Source organism: Mesorhizobium sp. M0410 (assembly GCF_040321435.1).
Lineage (GTDB): Bacteria > Pseudomonadota > Alphaproteobacteria > Rhizobiales > Rhizobiaceae > Mesorhizobium.
On sequence record NZ_JAMYRN010000023.1, the window covers coordinates 25,904 to 43,601 of the forward strand.

The 17,698-nt window shown below is 63.5% G+C and carries 18 protein-coding genes; 6 read left to right on the forward strand and 12 right to left on the reverse strand.

Annotation, left to right across the window (positions count from 1 at the left end; all coding sequences use genetic code 11):
* Positions 1 to 25 precede the first annotated feature (25 nt).
* Entirely contained in the window at positions 26 to 241 is a 216-nt protein-coding gene (locus NKI63_RS25385; RefSeq protein ID WP_254818020.1) for a DUF1127 domain-containing protein, read from the reverse strand.
* A gap of 68 nt (positions 242 to 309) precedes the next feature.
* On the opposite strand from NKI63_RS25385, the gene NKI63_RS25390 reads away from it, so the two are divergent.
* Positions 310 to 984, forward strand: coding sequence for an ArsR/SmtB family transcription factor (locus NKI63_RS25390; protein WP_254818019.1), 675 nt, complete (start codon positions 310 to 312; stop codon positions 982 to 984).
* A 123-nt stretch (positions 985 to 1,107) separates the two neighbouring features.
* Here the strand turns inward: NKI63_RS25390 and ligD are convergent, their stop codons facing one another.
* From ligD to NKI63_RS25405, 3 genes are all read right to left on the reverse strand, one after another.
* On the reverse strand, positions 1,108 to 3,609 hold the full coding sequence (gene ligD, locus NKI63_RS25395; RefSeq protein ID WP_352751387.1) for a DNA ligase D: 2,502 nt from the start codon (positions 3,607 to 3,609) through the stop codon (positions 1,108 to 1,110).
* A 9-nt stretch (positions 3,610 to 3,618) separates the two neighbouring features.
* A complete protein-coding gene (gene ku, locus NKI63_RS25400; protein WP_352751388.1) occupies positions 3,619 to 4,470 on the reverse strand; it encodes a non-homologous end joining protein Ku in 852 nt (283 codons plus the stop codon).
* A gap of 144 nt (positions 4,471 to 4,614) precedes the next feature.
* Positions 4,615 to 5,121 (reverse strand): YciE/YciF ferroxidase family protein, encoded by a 507-nt coding sequence (locus NKI63_RS25405; protein ID WP_254818016.1) that lies wholly within the window; start codon positions 5,119 to 5,121, stop codon positions 4,615 to 4,617.
* A gap of 408 nt (positions 5,122 to 5,529) precedes the next feature.
* On the opposite strand from NKI63_RS25405, the gene NKI63_RS25410 reads away from it, so the two are divergent.
* The 3 genes from NKI63_RS25410 (at position 5,530) to NKI63_RS25420 (ending at position 8,116) form a co-directional block, all read left to right on the forward strand.
* Positions 5,530 to 5,676: a hypothetical protein gene (locus tag NKI63_RS25410; protein ID WP_254818015.1), complete on the forward strand. Its 147-nt coding sequence runs from the start codon at positions 5,530 to 5,532 to the stop codon at positions 5,674 to 5,676.
* A gap of 257 nt (positions 5,677 to 5,933) precedes the next feature.
* Positions 5,934 to 6,314: a thiol-disulfide oxidoreductase DCC family protein gene (locus NKI63_RS25415; protein WP_352751389.1), complete on the forward strand. Its 381-nt coding sequence runs from the start codon at positions 5,934 to 5,936 to the stop codon at positions 6,312 to 6,314.
* Positions 6,315 to 6,364: 50 nt separating this feature from the next.
* Positions 6,365 to 8,116 (forward strand): saccharopine dehydrogenase family protein, encoded by a 1,752-nt coding sequence (locus NKI63_RS25420; RefSeq protein ID WP_352689789.1) that lies wholly within the window; start codon positions 6,365 to 6,367, stop codon positions 8,114 to 8,116.
* Here the strand turns inward: NKI63_RS25420 and NKI63_RS25425 are convergent.
* The 3 genes from NKI63_RS25425 to NKI63_RS25435 form a co-directional block, all read right to left on the reverse strand.
* A complete protein-coding gene (locus NKI63_RS25425) occupies positions 8,005 to 8,388 on the reverse strand; it encodes a DUF1850 domain-containing protein (RefSeq protein WP_352689790.1) in 384 nt (127 codons plus the stop codon). The two genes, NKI63_RS25420 and NKI63_RS25425, sit on opposite strands and share 112 nt — an antisense overlap.
* The gene (locus tag NKI63_RS25430; RefSeq protein WP_352509487.1) at positions 8,385 to 10,481 is read right to left on the reverse strand and encodes a TRAP transporter permease; all 2,097 of its coding nucleotides are present in this window, start codon (positions 10,479 to 10,481) and stop codon (positions 8,385 to 8,387) included. The genes NKI63_RS25425 and NKI63_RS25430 overlap by 4 nt, the downstream gene beginning before the upstream one ends.
* Positions 10,482 to 10,544: 63 nt before the next feature.
* Complete coding sequence (locus tag NKI63_RS25435) at positions 10,545 to 11,504, reverse strand: TAXI family TRAP transporter solute-binding subunit (protein ID WP_352823832.1); 960 nt, start codon at positions 11,502 to 11,504, stop codon at positions 10,545 to 10,547.
* Between the two features lie 237 nt (positions 11,505 to 11,741).
* Between NKI63_RS25435 and NKI63_RS25440 the strand changes: the two genes are divergently transcribed.
* Both NKI63_RS25440 and NKI63_RS25445 read left to right on the forward strand, forming a co-directional pair.
* Complete coding sequence (locus tag NKI63_RS25440; RefSeq protein ID WP_352689791.1) at positions 11,742 to 12,110, forward strand: YciI family protein; 369 nt, start codon at positions 11,742 to 11,744, stop codon at positions 12,108 to 12,110.
* Positions 12,111 to 12,117: 7 nt separating this feature from the next.
* Positions 12,118 to 13,374 carry an RNA polymerase sigma factor gene (locus NKI63_RS25445; protein ID WP_352689792.1) on the forward strand — a complete coding sequence of 419 codons (1,257 nt, stop codon included), beginning with the start codon at positions 12,118 to 12,120 and terminating at the stop codon, positions 13,372 to 13,374.
* A 15-nt stretch (positions 13,375 to 13,389) separates the two neighbouring features.
* Here the strand turns inward: NKI63_RS25445 and NKI63_RS25450 are convergent, their stop codons facing one another.
* The 5 genes from NKI63_RS25450 to NKI63_RS25470 all read right to left on the reverse strand — a co-directional run bounded on the left by NKI63_RS25450 (position 13,390) and on the right by NKI63_RS25470 (position 17,674).
* Positions 13,390 to 14,013: a glutathione S-transferase family protein gene (locus tag NKI63_RS25450; protein WP_352689793.1), complete on the reverse strand. Its 624-nt coding sequence runs from the start codon at positions 14,011 to 14,013 to the stop codon at positions 13,390 to 13,392.
* Between the two features lie 168 nt (positions 14,014 to 14,181).
* Positions 14,182 to 15,162: a cysteine synthase A gene (gene cysK / locus NKI63_RS25455; RefSeq protein ID WP_352689794.1), complete on the reverse strand. Its 981-nt coding sequence runs from the start codon at positions 15,160 to 15,162 to the stop codon at positions 14,182 to 14,184.
* Between the two features lie 153 nt (positions 15,163 to 15,315).
* On the reverse strand, positions 15,316 to 15,933 hold the full coding sequence (locus NKI63_RS25460; protein WP_352689795.1) for a LysE family translocator: 618 nt from the start codon (positions 15,931 to 15,933) through the stop codon (positions 15,316 to 15,318).
* Between the two features lie 87 nt (positions 15,934 to 16,020).
* Positions 16,021 to 17,376 (reverse strand): PQQ-dependent sugar dehydrogenase, encoded by a 1,356-nt coding sequence (locus NKI63_RS25465; RefSeq protein ID WP_352689796.1) that lies wholly within the window; start codon positions 17,374 to 17,376, stop codon positions 16,021 to 16,023.
* A 100-nt stretch (positions 17,377 to 17,476) separates the two neighbouring features.
* Entirely contained in the window at positions 17,477 to 17,674 is a 198-nt protein-coding gene (locus NKI63_RS25470; RefSeq protein ID WP_352648472.1) for a hypothetical protein, read from the reverse strand.
* Positions 17,675 to 17,698: the final 24 nt, after the last annotated feature.

Genomic DNA, 17,698 nt, shown 5'->3' on the forward strand with positions numbered 1-17,698 from the left:
TATGCTAGGCAAATTCGCTGGCCGGTCAGGTTTGCCAGAAGGATTTCGCGCATTCGCGGCGGACGTCTTCGGGTGTCAGGCCAAGGTCACGCAGCAGATGATCGTCGATCTCGGCGAGGTCGAGACGCTGCAAATGACGGTCGTACCACCGCTTCAGGAGCCGCAGCCGCAGGCGGCGCAAGACAATGAACGGGAACGGCCGGCGAGCAGGCGCGGCGCCGAGAATAGTCCTTGCAGGCATTGTCGTCTCCTTGATTTGCATCGAGATTAATGCTTGTCTGACGAGGATGCTTCGATGATGAACGAACCATGCGCGAAGGACCTGACATAGCCCGCATTGCCAGCCTGGTGGGCGATCCGGCGCGGGCAAACATGCTGTCCGCACTGATGGGCGGCACGGCACTGACGGCGAGTGAACTGGCACTCGAGGCCGGCGTGTCGCTTCCGACAGCGAGCTCCCATCTGTCGAAGCTGATGGAAGGCGGGCTGCTGACGCTGGCAAGCCAGGGACGGCACCGCTACTACGGCCTCGCCGGCCCGCAGGTAGCAGGCATGATTGAGGCGATCACCGGTGTTGCCGCCGCGGTCGGGCCGCAACGAGTGCGGCCTGGCCCACGCGACGCTGCCATGCGCGTGGCGCGGGTCTGCTACGACCACCTCGCCGGCGAGCAGGCGGTGGCGATGCTGGACCGTCTCGTCGCTCGACAAGTGCTCCTGCGCAATGATGAGGAGATCCGGCTTGGGCCGTCGGCCGCCTCGCATTTCGCCGCGATCGGCATCGATGTCGAGGGCAAGGCGCGGCGACCGGTGTGCCGGGCCTGCCTCGATTGGAGCGTGCGGCGTTCGCACCTCGCCGGCACGCTGGGCGCCGCCATTCTCGATAAGATCCTCGCCGAAAAATGGGCGCGGCGCGAGAAGGACAGCCGTGCAGTGATCTTCTCGCCGACAGGCAAGCAGGCATTCGAGAAGACGTTTCTCGCCTGACGGCTCGCTTCGACGCACCAGAACGGCTCGCCGTCTCCACGGAAACGCCGAACCGCTCTATCTTTTTTGTTTTGACGCAATTCCGGACAGAAAATCGTTCCACACACTTTTCCTGGAATTGCTCTAGCCGCGCTTGAGCGGCTTGGCCTGCTTGAAAAAATCCTCCCAGGGATCGGCTTGCCCAAGCCGCTTCAGCGTCGTCTTGTCGCCTATCGGAAAGGCGTTCGGGGGCAATCCGGCCTCGATTTCCGCCCAGGTCACCGGCATTGATACAGTGGCACCTTTCTTGGCGCGCGACGAATAGGGCGCGACCGTGGTCGCGCCACGGCCATTGCGCAGATAATCGACGAATATCCTGCCGGTGCGCGCCTTCTTCGACAGCGTCGCCGTGTAGCGGTCGGGTGCGGCTTGCTCGAGCGCTCGAGCGAACTCATGGGCGAAGCCTTTGACCTCATCCCAGTCCGCCGACGGCTTCAGCGGGACGAGGACATGATAGCCCTTGCCGCCCGAGGTCTTGATGAAATTAGGCAGGGACAGTTCGTCGAGCCGGCTGCGGATGTCGAGCGCCGCGGCAAGCACCGCCTTCACGTCGACACCCTCGTCGGGATCGAGATCGAAGATGATCTGGTCTGGTTTTTCCAGCTCGTCCGTGGTCGAGCCCCAGATGTGGATCTCGACGACGCCAAGTTGAACGAGGGCCACGACACCGTCGAAATCGCGGATGAACAATATCTCCTCGCCGTCGGTGGGATCCTTCATCACGGCGATCTTGTCGTGCATGCCGGCCGAGGCATGCTTCTGGAAGAACCGTTGGCCGCCAACACCGTCCGGCGCCCGCACGAGGCTGAGCGGCCGGTTGATGACGAATTGCTTCATGCGCGGCCAGACCAGCGCGTAGTGATCGACCAGATCCTGCTTCGATACGTTCTCCTCGGGCCACAGAAGCTTGTCGGGGCGGGACAGCGTAACCGAGGTTTTCGCCGTGGCCACGGGTCTGGCGGGCTTTGGCTTCGACTCTGCCGGGGCTGAGCGTGCTTTCGGTTTCTCCTGCACGACTTCCTCCGCCGGCTTGTCCTCGCGCAATCCCTGGAACGACGCGTGGCGTATTATACTGTCCGACGTCCAACTGCGAAACTCCACTTCGCCGACAAGTTCGGGCTTGACCCAGACCAGCCCCTTACCCCTTGGCACCGCCCTGTCGAAGGGCGAGGTTGTCGTCTTCAGCGCATCAAGCCTCTTCTTCAGCTCGTTGGTGCTTTTGGCCGTGAAGCCGGTGCCGACGCGGCCGGCATAGCGCAGCTTGCCGCCCTCGTGATAGCCGACCAGCAGCGAGCGCAGGCCCCGCCCGGTCTTGTCCGACGGCATGTAGCCGCCGATGACGAATTCCTGGCGCGCCGTACATTTCGACTTCACCCAGGACGGGACCCGGCCGCTGCGGTAGGGCGCATCGGCGCGCTTGGAGACGACGCCTTCGAGCCCCAGCCGGCAAGCATGCTCCAGCATGATCTTGCCGGGCTCGGCAAAGTGGTCGCTGAAGCGCACGGCCTGATCCTCGGCCTGTCCGGCGAGCAACGTGCGCAGCCTTTCCTTGCGCTCGACCAGCGGCTCGGAACGGATATCCTCACCGTTAAGACGCAGCAGGTCGAAAACGTAGTAGATGAAACGATCCGTGCGGCCTGCCGACAGATCTTGCTGCAGCAGCGAGAATGACGACACGCCATTATCCGCCAGCACGACGATTTCGCCGTCGATGATAGCATCGGTGCATTTCAGGCCGCCAAGTGCCGCGACAATTGCGCCACCGAACTTGTCGGTCCAGTCGAGGCCGGCGCGTGTCAAAAGCCGAACCTCGGTGCCGGCAAGCTGCGCCTGCATGCGATAGCCGTCGAACTTCACCTCATGCAGCCAGTCCTTGCCGGGCGGGGCGTCCCGCTCCAGCGTTGCGAGCGCCGGTTCGATGAATTCGAGCCGCCTTGCGGCGACGGCCTTCGCTTTGCTGGCGGCCGGCCTGTCGGACTGCCAGACGCTTGGCTTCTTGCCATCGGCGGTCTTGCCTTCGCCAACCTCCTCGATGGTCAGGCCGGATTTCACCGATTGCGGCGCCTCCTGCAAAATGTCCTCGCCCGGACGCGCGGCGGCATCGTCGGATTTGATCAGCAACCAGTTGTCACGCTTTTCGCCCGGACGCGGCTTCAGCCGCACCAGATGCCAGGCGCCATGCAATTTGTGGCCATGCAGTTCGAAACTGATATGGCCTTTCTTCATCGCTTTTGCCGGGTCGCCATCGGGGACCCAAGTTCCCTCGTCCCAGACAATGACCGAGCCGCCGCCATATTGGTCCTTCGGGATAGTGCCTTCAAACGGCGCATAGTCGATCGGGTGGTCCTCGACATGCACGGCGAGCCGCTTTTCGTGCGGGTCGAGGCTCGGGCCCCGCGTCACTGCCCAGCTCCACAGCACGCCGCCATGCTCGAGACGAAGGTCGTAGTGGAGCCTGGTGGCGGCATGCTTGTGGATGACGAAGATGCCACCTGGCTCGGCTTTCTTGCCGCGCGAAACCTTGCCGGCCGGTTCGGTGGTCTTCTTGAAATTGCGCTTGGCGTGATACTGCTCGAGGCTGACCATGGTCTGATCCTAAGCAGATTTGCGCCGAGCGGCTTTGGACTTGGCGCCCTTTGCCGGGCGTCCGGTCTTTGCCGGCGCACCGGCTTCCGACGAAAGGCTCTTCTTCAGTGCATCGAAGAGATTGACGACGTTGGAGGGCCGTGGTTCCGCCTTTGTCTTCGGTGCCTTCCTGCCGGCCTTCTTGGCGCGGACCAGCTCGATCAGGGCGTTTTCGTATTTGTCCTCGAATTCGGAAGGATCGAACTTCGCCTGTTTCTCATCGACGATGTGTTCGGCCAGCCTGATCATTTCGGCGTCGGTCTTCACCGGCTTGATGTCGCCGAACACCATCTCGGGCCTGCGAACCGTATCGCCATAGCGCAGGGTCGTCAGCAGCAGACCCTTGCCCAACGGCTCGATGACCACCGGACGTTCGCGGCGATAGAGCACGATACGGGCCAGCCCCGCCGTCTTCTTGGCGGCCATGGCGTCGCGGATGACGGCGAAGGCCTCTTCCGAGACCTCGTCCGCAGGCGTCACATAATAGGGCGTATCGAGATAGATCTGCTGGATCGAGGATTTTTCGATGAAACCATCGAGGCTCATCGTGTGCGAGGATTCGATCTGCACGGCTTCGATCTCCTCCTCCTCGATTTGGACGAAGTCGCCGTCGCCGATCTCGTAGCCCTTGATCTCGTCCCCTTCATCGAGCGGCTTGCCGCTGGCCGGATCGACATAGACGCGCTTGACGGTATTGCCGGTCTTGCGGTTGAGCACGCGGAACGAGACTTTCTCCGCCTGGGTCACGACATTGGTCAGTTCGACGGCGCAAGTAACCAGCGAAAGCTTGAGATATCCTCTCCAGGCGGGGCGCGGCGCCATGACAAACTCCCTGCGCGACAAGGTTCAACCGAGAACGGCGTTCAACCGAGAACGGCCAAAGCCCGTTCCGGTTCCGGCGGCGCAAAAAGGCAAGTCCGGGCTTTCGGCCCGGCCTTGCCCTGAACTCAATTCTCTATCGCTGCCCTACTCGGCGGCTTGCAGGTTGATCTTGCTTTCCGCTATCTCGGTAAGCTTGCGGTCGGTCGCCTGCTCCTCCTTGAGATTGTTGGCCAGCACATTGGCGCAGTCGCTGCGGCCCAGTTGCTTGGCCCAGGCAATCAAGGTGCCGTAACGGGTCATCTCATAATGCTCGACCGCCTGGGCCGAGGCGATCAGCGCAGCGTCGAGGACCTCCTTGTCGGCGATGTCGCCGCTGATGTCGTCGGCCTCTTCGAGAATGCCGTCGATGGCCGGGCAGTCGACCTGCTTGGCCTTCACGCCGTGCAGTTCGAACACCTGCTCGACACGCTGGATATGACCCTTGGTCTGGGCGAGATGTTTCTCAAAGCCGGCTTTCAGCTGCGGATCACTCGCCTTGTCGATCATCTTCGGCAGCGATTTCTCGATCTGTTTTTCAGCGTAATAGATGTCGCGCAGCGTGTGCACGAACAGGTCATCGAGTGTTTTGATATCCTTCGAAAAGAAGCCCATGGCCTTTGCCTTTCCATTGCTCTTGCAGTTTCGGATTTTTGGCTGCGGCCCAACCCGAGCACCACAGCCTGCGGAACCGGTTCGTCCCGGCACTGGGAAATCAACGTGCGGCTGACGGGCGGGTTCCTGGTTTTCCGGCCGCGTGCACGGAAATTTCGCGGTCCAGCAAAAAGCTGAAACAAAACCGCGCCTCAGCGACATTCAGGCGAAACATATGTGGTGCAAAAGTCACACTGGGCGAAATGCCGACGGACTGCATGGAAACACCGCGAATCAGCCGCATTCCAGCCATGAACGAAGGCATTTTCGACCAGAGATTAACATCGCGTTCACCGACTATTCACGCCTGGACGCTATGATCCCCGCAATTCGGAAGGGACATCCGAAACGGGACAGGGACCGAGTAAAATGAGCTTCTGGAATCACATCGCCGGCTATGCTGCCGCCATCCGCGAATTCGTCGCACCGACCTATCGGCCCGAGCGCTATTACATGCGCGGCCCAGGCCCCGCCTGCGCGCGCCGTGGCAACACGCTTGGGATCAGCGTGCACTGATGATGAGCATGGAGAGCCGTCACGACAGCCGGATATGCCGGCCCGACGCCGACAATCGGTCAACGACCTATCGCGCCGAGCGCCCTGCGCTGACCGACAGACGGCGTGCGACAACGCCAAGCCTTCAGCAGTCCGGGCTTTGATCGAGCCGCCGGCAGGTCTAGTGTCGCCTGACACCAGCTGCCGGGCGTCACGTGATCGTCAAGCCGAACCATTCTCCTGAGCCGCCAGAATTCGAATCACGTCGCCCGTTGATCGTGTTCGACGGTATTTGCGTGTTGTGCTCGGGCTTTGTGCGCATGGTGGTGAAGCTCGACCGCAAGGGCCGCTTCCATTTCGCAACGGCGCAGTCGCCCTTCGGCGAGATGCTGTTCAAGAAATCCGGGCTGCGAACGGATCGCTACGAGACCAATCTCGTCATCGTCAATGGCGCTGCTTTCACCCGCCTGGATAGTTTCGTTGCCGTCATGGCCGAACTCGGCTGGCCGTGGCGGGCGGCGCGGATCCTGCTGCTGTTGCCGCGCCCGCTTCGCGACTGGCTCTACGACCGCATCGCAAAGAACCGCTACGCCCTGTTCGGCAAGAAGGACAATTGTGAAATCCCTTCCGCCGAGGTGAGGGCAAGGTTGATCGGCTAGGCTCATTGCCGTGGCCGGGAGCGGCGCGGGGCATTTTGGGGGAACTGCGGATGAAGGTTCTTGTCGTCGGCGGCTATGGCACCTTTGGCGGTCGCACCGTCGAGCTTTTGGAGGGCGAACCGCGTCTGATCCTCTTCGTCGCCGGGCGCTCGCTTGCCAAGGCTGACGCTTATTGCAACAGGCGTGCGCCGACAGCAGCCCGGCTGCAGCCGGCCCTGTTCGACCGTGACGGCGATCTCGCCGCGCAACTCGCTGCATTTGAGCCTGATATTGTAGTCGACGCGAGCGGCCCGTTCCAGGCCTATGGCGAGGGACGCTATCGCCTGATCGAGGCCTGCATCGCCCGGCGCATCAACTATCTCGATCTAGCCGACGGCTCGGATTTCGTCGCCGGCGTCTCTGCGTTCGACGAGGCGGCGCGAAATGCAGGGGTTTTCGTGCTGTCCGGCGTCTCGAGCTTTCCGGTGCTGACGGCCGCGGTTGTGCGCCGCCTGTCGTCGGACCTGACGCGGGTCGACGGCATTCGCGGCGGCATCGCGCCGTCGCCCTTGGCCGGTGTCGGCGGAAACGTCATTCACGCTATCGCCGGTTATGCCGGTCAGCCGGTGCGGCTTGTTCGCAATGGCCGTCCGGAACAAGGCCGTCCGTTCACCGAACAACTGCGCTACACCATCGCGCCGCCGGGCCGGCTGCCGCTTCGATACACGCTGTTTTCGCTTGTCGACGTTCCCGACCTGCGCGCCTTGGCCGAGCTTTGGCCGGAGGCGAGGACCATCTGGATGGGAGCCGGGCCGGTACCCGAGTTGCTGCACCGCGCCCTGATCTGCCTCGCCTGGCTGGTGCGCGCCGGATTGATCGGTTCGCTTTTGCCGCTGGCGCCGCTGATGCATCAGGCAACGAACCGGCTGCGCTGGGGCGAGCATCGCGGCGGCATGTTCGTCGAGGTGGAGGGATCTGACCGGGCGGGCGCCATCGTCAAGCGCTCGTGGCATCTCTTGGCCGAGGGCAATGATGGGCCGCTGATCCCGTCGATGGCGGTCGAAGCGCTGGTCCGCAAAGCGCTGGCCGGACATCAGCCCGCGCCGGGCGCACGGGCGGCGGTGCGCGATTTGGAGCTCCGGGATTATGAAGCGCTGTTCGCCGGCAAGACAATCTACACCGGGTTCAGGAATGAGCCCGCTGACAGGGACAAGTCGCTTTATGCCGTCTTGCTCGGCGACGCCTGGCATGGCCTGCCCCGGGAAATCCGCGCCATGCACGATTGCACAACAATGGCGGCAGGCCGCGCGCGCGTCGAACGCGGGCGCAATGTTCTTGGCCGGCTAATGGCCCGGATGGTCGGCTTCCCCGGGGCAAGCGAGGACATCCCGGTTCACGTCCGCTTCGACACCGACAAGGAGAGTGAGACCTGGACGCGGACATTCGGCAAGCACAGTTTTTCTAGCCTGCAGTTTGCAGGCCGGGGTCGATCGCAGCGCCTGCTGTGCGAACGCTTCGGCCCGCTGACCTTCGCGATGGCGCTGGTTGCCGAGGACGGCCGGCTGGCGCTGGTCTTGCGCTGCTGGAGCTTTTTTGGCCTGCCGCTGCCGATGTGGCTCGGTCCACGCTCGGCTTCCTACGAAACGGTGGAGGATGGCCGCTTCCGCTTCCACGTCGAGATCTCGCATCCACTTGCCGGCATGATCGCCTGCTACCGCGGCTGGCTGGAGCCCTCCGGCCCGCACGGCTCCAGCGAGATCGTGTCGCCTGCCAGCTTAGCCAGTTCGCGGCAGTCCTGCGCCGTGCACAGCGTCCAACCCTGACCCGTAGCGCCCGACGCGGCTAGCACGAGGCGCCGCTGTGGCCCGACCTTGGGCGCATAGACCCACCAGCCGTTTCTCAGCACCGAGCCTTGCGGCGGCTCCATCCCGGCGCCCGATCCCTTGATGCGGGCCTCGACCAGCTGCAGGCCGGACGGCAGCACCTTCCAGTCTTCCTGCCACTGAGTCTTCTCCACCGAATGCACCCAGGAGAGCGTGAAGGCAGCGACCGCGAGCGCCACCGTCTTGCCGGCCGCGACGATGCAGAGGCTCATCCCGAGTTGGCCAGCGAAGCCTGCCGCGCGCGCCAGCAGTGCCAGCCGATCCAGGCAAGGGACAGCGCCCAGCCGGCCTCGTCGGTAAGCGGCAGCGCCGCAACCAGCAGCACGCCGGCGGCGAAGGCGACGAGGCGTTCCCACCAGGCCATGCGCCGGGCCAGAAATCCGACGGCAGCGGCGCCCCACAGGACTATGCCCATGCAGGCTTTGATGACGATATAGGCGACCTCGACGGGATAGCCGAACTGGGCGGCGATCGGGCCGGGGTCCTGCAGCATCAGCGCCGGGGTATAGACCGCCATGAACGGCACAACGAAGCCGGCAATGGCAAGCTTGGTGGCCTGGATGCCGATCTTGAGGCCGCTTTCCTTGGCCATGGGTGCGGCGGCGAAGGCGGCCAGCGCCACAGGCGGAGTGAGATCGGCCATGATGCCGAAATAGAAGACGAACATATGGCTGACCACCAACGGCACGCCGAGCGACAGCAGCGCCGGCCCGGCCAGCGACGAAGTGATGATGTAATTGGGAATGGTCGGTATGCCCATGCCGAGCACCAGGCAGGTGAGCATGGTCAAAAGCAGCGACAGGAACAGATTGTTCTCGCCGATCGAGATGATCCAGCCGATGAAGGTCGAGGCGATGCCGGTAAGCGTCAACGTGCCGATGACGATGCCGACAATGGCGCAGGCAATGCCGACCGGCAGCGCGTTCTTTGCTCCCTCCGCAAGGGAATCGATGCATATGCGCAGCGTCTCGCGCCCGCCCTTGAACGTGAGGCAGGCGACGACCAGCACGGCGATGACCAGGCTGAGGATGTCGACGCCGAATTTCATGAAGGAAGCCGCGGCAAGCCCGAGCGCCAGCCAGAAGACGATGCGGAAGGCGAGCGGCCCGATCGATGCTGCCAGCGGCGTGCCGAGAATAAGCACAATGGTCAACGCCAGGCCCATGGTGCCGGCGAACACCGGTGTGTAGCCGGCAAACAGCAGGTAGATCAGTGCTGCGAGCGGCAGTACCAGCGGCCAATGCTGTCTCACCGCATCCCACGGATTGGGCAGGTCGGTCCTGGCCATGCCGTGCAGTCCGGCCTTGCCTGCCTCCAGGTGCACCTGCCAGAAACAGGCGCCGAAATAGAGCAGCGCCGGAATGATCGCCGCCTTGACCACCGCGGCATAGGGGATGTTCAGGGTCTCGGCCATGATAAAGGCAACCGCTCCCATCACCGGCGGCATGATCTGGCCGCCCATCGACGAGGTCGCCTCGACGGCGCCGGCGAAAGCCGAGCGGAAACCGAAGCGCTTCATCAGCGGGATGGTGAACTGGCCGCTGGCCACCACATTGGCGACGCCGGAGCCGGAAATGGTGCCCATCAGCGCCGAGGACAGCACACAGACCTGCGCCGGGCCGCCGCGCCATGAGCCGACCAGGCCAAGCGCAAAATCGTTGAACAGCGCGATCATGCCGGCGCGTTCAAGAAAGGCGGCGAAGACGACGAAGATGAAGATGTAGGCGGCCGAGACATAGACCGGCGTGCCGTAGATGCCTTCGGTGCCATAGGCGAAGGTGTCGACGAGCTGGGCGAAATCATAGCCGCGATGGATGAAAGGCGGCGGCAGATGATTGCCGGCAAATGCGTAGGCGAGAAAGATGAAGGCAATGACGGCGAGCGGCAGCCCCATCAATCGCCGCGCCGCCTCGAAGACCAGCACGACCAGCACCGCGCCGACGATCAGGTCAGGCGTGGTGAGAAAGCCGGAGCGGCGGATGAGGTCGGCATAGAACACCCAATTGTACAGACCGATGGCGAAGCCGAGCACGCCGAGCGTCCAGAACACTGCTTTCGCCGGGACGCTTTTGGCGCGCAGATTGGCGATTAGGGCAAAGCCGAGCAGCAGCAGGAAGCCGACATGCATGGCGCGTACGACCTGGCTCGGCAGGCTGCCATAGGCGGCGATGTAGATCTGGAAGATGGAGAAGGCGATGGCGATAAAAAAAGCCGCCTTGCCGGCGATGCCTTCGCCGAACCCCGGCGGCAATCCTTCGACAGGAGCTTCCGCTGTGGGGGAAAGAACGGTCGGGGTTGCGGTCATTGGCGGGGTTCCTGGCGGGGCGCTCCCCTCCCCGAGGGAGGGTGCGGAGCGAGGCGAGGCTCCTTACTTCACCAATCCCTTTTCCTTGTAATACCTCTCGGCGCCTGGATGCAGCGGCACCGGCATGCCGTCGAGCGCCTTGGCGGGGTCGATCGCCTTGGCGGCGGCGTGGGCAGCGGTGAGCTGGTCGAGATGCTCGAACAGCAATTTGGTCATCTGGTAGGCGGTCTCGTCAGGGACATCGGCGCTGGTGATCAGGAAATTGCCGACGGCGGCGGTCGCGACATCCTCGGTCTGGCCCTCATAGGTGCCCTTGGGGATGACCACGGAAAGATAGGGCGAGCCGATCTTGGCGACGTCCTCCGCCGGCACGGCAACGATGTTTACCGGCACCGAGGTGGCGAGGTCACGGATCGATGCGACCCCAAGGCCCGCCGACTGCAGCGTGGCGTCGAGCTGGCGGTTCTTGATCAACTCTACGGATTCGGCAAAGGGCAGATATTCGATCCGCCCGAGGTCTTCGTATTTCAGCCCGGCAGCGGCGAAAATGGTGCGGGCGTTGAGCTCGGTGCCTGAGGCCGGCGCGCCGACCGAAAGGCTCTTGCCCTTGAGATCGGCGAGCGTCTTGATGCCGGATTCCTTGCTGGCGACGATCTGGATATAATTGGGATAGATGGCCGCAATGCCGCGCAGCTTGTCGAGCTTGCCTGGGAAGCCTGCTTCGGTATTGCCTTCGGCGGCCAGCTTGACGGAATCGCCGAGTGCAAAGGCGATCTCGCCCTTGCCCTGCTGCAGCAAGTTGAGGTTTTCGACCGACGCTTTCGTCGCCTGCACCTGGGTGCGCGCGCCTTCGATGCCCTTGCAGTAGATTTCCGACAGCGCCACGCCGAGCGGATAGTAGACGCCCGACGTGCCGCCGGTCAGCACGTTGATGAATTCCTGTGCCTTGACCGATACCGCGCCAAGGCCAAGCGACAGCGCTATCGCGCCGGCGGCAACGAACTTCGTCCTGAAATTGAGCATTCGGTTTCCTCCCTGAAGTATCTGCCGCACTCTCCTCGTCAGCGCGATCCGGGACGAGTTTAGAGAGCGGACGGGAAATGCCAACCCGCAATTGTCGCCATTAGACGAACGGTTGAGCTTGCGTGAAATGCCATGGGAGCCGAAAGATTTTTGCAGCGCGTGTCGAAATCGGGCGAGGCCACGCGACATACGTTCGGCCCGCAACGGAGCGGCCTTCGAGAAAAACGGGAGAAGACCATGCGATACATGCTTTTGATCTATGCGAACGAAGCCGCGATGGCGGTCGCGCCGACGGAGAAGACCTACGAAATCAGCGCAGCCTATGGAGCCTATACCGAGGCGTTGAAGAAATCCGGAGCGTGGCTGGCCGGCGACCGGTTGAAGCCGACCCAGACCGCCACCACGGTGCGGATGGCCAACGGCAAGACCAATGTGCTCGACGGTCCCTATGCCGACACCAAGGAGCAGCTCGCCGGCTTCTACATGATCGAGGCTGAGGACGCCGACGCAGCAATTGCCTGGGCGGCTCGCTGCCCCGGTGCCAGCACCGGCACGATCGAGGTGCGGCCGATCTGGGAAATGACCGAGTACCCATCCCAGAAGTGACCGTGTGATGAACAGTCGTCCGGAGATCGCGCGGGCGGCGGCGGAAGCGGCCGCCCGGCAAAGCTACGGCAAGCTGGTCGCGTATCTCGCCGCGCGCACACGCGACGTGGCCGCTGCCGAGGACGCCTTGGCAGATGCCTTTGCAGCGGCGCTCGAGCGTTGGCCACAGGCGGGCGTGCCCGACAAGCCGGAAGCCTGGCTGCTGGCGGTGGCACGCAAGCGCCGCGTCGACGCGGTCAGACGACGACTGACAAGCGAGGCGGCCCGCGACCACCTTAGGCTGATCGCCGAGGAGATGGAGGCACGCATGGTCGACGAAGACCTGCCGGACGAGCGGCTCCGGCTGATGTTCGCCTGCGCCCATCCGGCGATCGAGGCCGGCGTCCGCGCGCCGCTGATCCTGCAGACGGTCCTGGGCTTCGACGCAGCGACGATCGCCTCGGCTTTCCTTGTCTCGCCAGCCACGATGAGCCAGCGCCTGGTGCGCGCCAAGACGCGAATTCGCGAGACAGGCATTCCGTTCCGCGTGCCGGAGCGGGCCGAACTCGGCGAGCGGCTGGGCACCGTTCTGGAAGCAATCTACGCGGCGTTTGCCGAAGGCTGGTCCGACCCGGCCGGCACCGAAACGCGGCGCCGCAATCTCGCGACAGAAGCCATCTGGCTCGGCCGTCTGATGGCCACGCTGATGCCGGACGAGCCGGAGGCGCTCGGCCTTTTGGCGCTGATGCTGTTCGCCGAAGCGCGGCGCGCGGCGCGGCGCAATGCGGCGGGCGATTATGTGCCGCTGGCCGAGCAGGATCTTGCACTGTGGGACGATACACTGATCGATGAAGCAGAGACGCTGCTCGGGCGCGCCGCGGCCAAGGGCGTTGTCGGCCGCTACCAGCTTGAGGCCGCCGTGCAGTCCGCCCATGCGACAAGACGGCTGACCGGCGGCACCGACTGGGTCGCGATCAAGGAGCTCTATGACGCGCTGTCAGTGATTGCCGGCTCGCCGGTGGTTTCGATCAACCGTGCGGTGGCCATTGCCGAGGCCGAAGGTGCTTCGGCAGGATTGGGCGCCCTTGATCAACTCAGCGGCGATAAGCGGCTGTATGACTATCAACCTTACTGGGCCGCCCGCGCGGGCCTGCTGGCCAGGCTCGGCAAAGTTCCGCAGGCGAGCGAGGCCTATGACCGGGCCATCGGCCTCGAACGCGATCCAGCCGTGCGCCGGTTCCTGCAGGAACGACGGGCAGAGCTCGGCCGCGCGGAAAAAGACTGAGACAAGGCGGAGTGCTCAGGCCGGCCACATGTCGTGGGAAGCATTCAGCCTCTTCATCACCCGATGTTCCCGCAAATTGGCCCACAGGCGTTCGATGTTCGGCCAAGCGGTTGGAACCTTCGCGACCTCCGGATGCCAGGCCACCAACATGACGAGATAGATGTCGGCCAGCGAGAGTTGGTCGCCGGCCAGCCAGTCGCGGCCGTCGAGGGCGGCATCGAGAATGGCGAAGCTGCGATCCATTTCCGAGACCGCCGCCTGTTTGAGGGCGTCCACGCCACCGGCGTCGGCCGTGTAGCGATGCGCGTAGAAGAACCGCAGGTTGGCTGGATAGATGACGGAGGACATGAAAAACATCCAGCGCAGGAAATCCGCACGGTCAGGCGAACTTGCCGCGGGCGCCAGTCCTGCTTCCGGGTGGCGCTCGGCCAGCAGGATGCAGATCGCCGCGGATTCGGTCATCGAGCGTCCGTCCGGCAAGATCAGGACCGGCACCTGGTTCAAGGGGCTGATATCAAGAAAGGCCTGATCGAGGCGGCCCTTCGGAACGTCGATCTGGTGGAAAGGCACGCCTGCCAAAGCGAGCGCCGCCTCGACAACAAAGCCGCCGGTATTGGCACGCGTATAGAGCTTGTACATGAAATCCTCCGCCAGCCGGCATAGGGCCGGTGGCGATTTGAACCGGAAGCACCACCCTGCTCAAGCGAGCGACGGCCGCCACAGGTGTTTTTTCAGCGGTCCAGCGAGCTGCGATCTAGACCCTGGGCGTTGTTATTGGAACCTGTCGCGAGATGAAGTGTCGAGGACTTACGCACCCAGCCCTTCGAACAGGATCGTCGACAGATAGCGTTCGGCGAAGGATGGAATGACGACCACCAGGTTCTTGCCCTTGTTCTCCGGCCGCGAGCCGACGACGATCGCCGCTTGCAGGGCGGCACCCGACGAAATGCCGACCGGCACACCTTCGAGCCGAGCGACGAGCCGTGCATTGGCAACCGAATCCTCGTTCGAGACCTTGACGATCTCGTCGTAGATCGTCGTGTCGAGGATTTTTGGCGCGAAGCCGGCGCCAATGCCCTGGATCTTGTGCGGGCCTGGCTGGCCGCCCGACAGCACCGGCGAGGCTTCCGGTTCGACGGCGACGACATGCACCGAGGGCTTGCGCTTCTTCAGCACCTGGCCGACGCCGGTGATGGTGCCGCCGGTCCCGATGCCGGCAACGAAGATATCGACTTCGCCATGGGTGTCGTTCCAGATTTCCTCGGCCGTGGTGCGGCGATGGATTTCCGGATTGGCGGGGTTTTCGAATTGCTGCGGAATGACGGCGTCGGGCAGTGTTGCCGCCAGCTCGTCGGCCTTGGCGATGGCCCCCTTCATGCCTTTCGGCCCTTCGGTCAGCACCAGCTCGGCACCGAGCAGCGCCAGCATCTTGCGGCGTTCGACGGACATGGTTTCCGGCATGGTCAGAATCAGCTTATAGCCCTTGGCGGCGGCGGCAAAGGCGAGCGCGATGCCGGTATTGCCCGAGGTCGGCTCGATCAGCGTGGTCTTGCCGGGCGTAATCCTGCCCGAAGCCTCCAATGCCTCGATCATCGACACGCCGATGCGGTCCTTGACGGAGGCGATCGGGTTGAAGAATTCGAGCTTGGCCAGCAGATTGGCGACGACACCCTTCTCCCTGGCGAATTTATCCAGTCGCACCAGCGGCGTGTCGCCGATCGTCTCGGTGATCGAATTGTAGATGCGGCCGCGGCCGGGCACGTGTGTGTGGGTGGCGGGCTTGTTCATTGGTTTTCCTCCCAGAGGTCAAGCGGCAAGAGCCGGGCGGGCATAGGATAGAGCCATCCACCGCGCAAGATAGGCACGTTCGAAAAATATCCGGGTGACGGTCGTGCTGAATACCGGCGCCTTGCAGGGCGTTGGGCGGATTGGCGAAGAGATCTACTGGCGGGCGGCAATTGCCGCCGCCGCACCGACCATGAAGCCGGCGGCGGTGCGGTTGAGTGCCCTCAGCGCCCGCGGCGACTTCAGGAACCAGCGCGCCTTGGCCGCCAGCGCCAGATAGGGCACCAGCACCACGAGCAGAACGATGATAGTGAGCGCGACCAGGATGCCGTAATCGGCCAGTGTGATCGTCTTCAGATCGACGATGGTCGGGGTGATGGCGAGATAGAAGATCATCGTCTTCGGATTGCCGAGTGTGACGGCGAGACCGGCTACAAAGCTGGATGCCAAGCCGCCTTTGCCTTTCTTCGCCTCTACCGTTTCGGGCGTGATGCCGCTCGTCCAGAAACGCCAGCCAAGAAAAGCGAGGTAGGCGACGCCCAGCCATTTGATGGCCAGGAAGACCATGCCGAACGTCTGTGCGACGAAAGCCAGGCCGAGCACCACGGCAGTCAAATAGGTCAGGTCGCCGAGCATCAGCCCGAACGACATGGCCAGCGACGAGCGGAAGCCGGAACCCAGCGCACGCGCAACAAGCGCGGTGACGCCTGGGCCGGGGATGGCTGCGGCGATGCCGAGGGCGGCGCTATAGGCGAGGAACCCGGTGAGCGTCATGGTTCGCGCTTGTCGCACAATGTTGAAGTTGGGTGAATTCCCTCGGGCCGAATTCGATTGCGCCAGCGCAGCAGGCGACGCCGCCGTTCAGGAGCGGCCGTCTTCGTAGGTAACGCGCCAGATGGTGCCGTTACCGTCCTCGGTGACGATCAGGGAACCGTCCTTGGCCATGGCGACACCGACCGGGCGGCCCCAGACGGCGTCGTTCGAGATGACGAAGCCGGTCATGAAGTCCTCATACTCGCCGGTCGGCTTGCCATCCCTGAATTTGAGCCTCACCACCTTGTAGCCGGTCCTGGCGCCACGGTTCCACGAACCATGCATGGTGACGAAAGCATCCCCCCGGTAATCCGCCGGAAAGTTCTTGCCGTCGTAGAAGGCTATGTTCATCGGCGCCGAATGCGCCTGCATCAATACATCGGGGACAGTGGCCTTGCCGGCGAGGTCTGGCCGCTCGCCCTGATGGCGCGGATCCTCGTGGTTGCCGATGTAGTACCAAGGCCAACCATAGAACGCACCGTCCTTGACTTCAGTTGCAAACTCGAACGGCACATTGTCGCCGAGCTCGTCGCGCTCGTTGACGACGCACCACAACGCGCCGCTGGCGGGCTGCACCGTCATGCCCGTACAGTTGCGCAGGCCGGTGGCGACAGTTCGGGGATTTTTCCCGTCCGGGTCAAAGGCGAGCACATCGGCACGGCCGTCCTCGGGGCCCCAGGCCGCCCCGAGCGGCTTTGATTTCGCCCAGGCGTCGAGGCCGCCATCCGGCTGCTTGTCCATGTCCTCGGCGACATTCGAGTCCGAGCCAACCGATAAAAAAAGCGTCTTGCCGTCAAGCGAGAAGGCGATGTCGCGGGTCGAGTGACCGCCCGACGGGATTTTGGCGACAATGGTTTCTGGTTTACCGGACGCCTTCAGGTCACCGTCGCGATAGGGGAAGCGGACGATGCTGTCGCTGTTTGCGACATAGACCCATTGCGGCTTGCCGCCTGGCGGATAGAAGGCGATGCCGTATGGATAGTTGAGGCCTTGGGCGAAAATCGCTTTCTCGATGGGTTTGGCGCGGCCCTCGGCCAGACGGTAGACGCGTATTTGGTCGGCATGGCCGTTTGCGATGAACAGGTCGCCGTTCGGAGCGATGCGAACGACGCGCGGATTATAGAGTCCGGAGGCGATCATTTCGGCCGAAAAGCCCGGCGGCAATTCTGGCTCGGCGCTTTCGGGCCGTTCCGCCACGCCGCCGCCGTTCGAAGCGGATTGAGCGGGGTCGGCTGCCGGCATGTCTTGCGGCCCGATCAGGCGGCGGACGCCAGGCCTGTCGGCGTGCCAATCGCCAAAAGCGGCTTCGCCTTTGAGCACCTTTTGATCCGCCTGCTGGGCGGCTGCCGGTGTCGCGACAAGGAGGGCAGCGGCAACGGCCGCAAAGCCGCCAGATCGGATCATTAACGTCCTCCGAGGTTTGCCTCGAAGAGGGCAAACGGGATCAGGCATTGGTCGTTCCAAGCGGTGGTCCAGCACACGAGGATTTGAAGCCGAACCCCGTTCAGTTGCCAGAGGCGTAGAAGTCGTCGTCGAGTCGCTTTTCCAGCGCGACCAGATCGGCCGGCAGCGGCAGGCCCATGGCCCGCATCTCTTGCAGCTTCTCACGCAACTGCTCTTGCACCTCGTGGTGATCCTCAGGCTGATTGACCATTTCCTCGAGCAGCAGGCTGATCTGGGCCTTGAACGATTCCAGCGCCATTCTTTTTCTCCTTGCGGCAGGCCG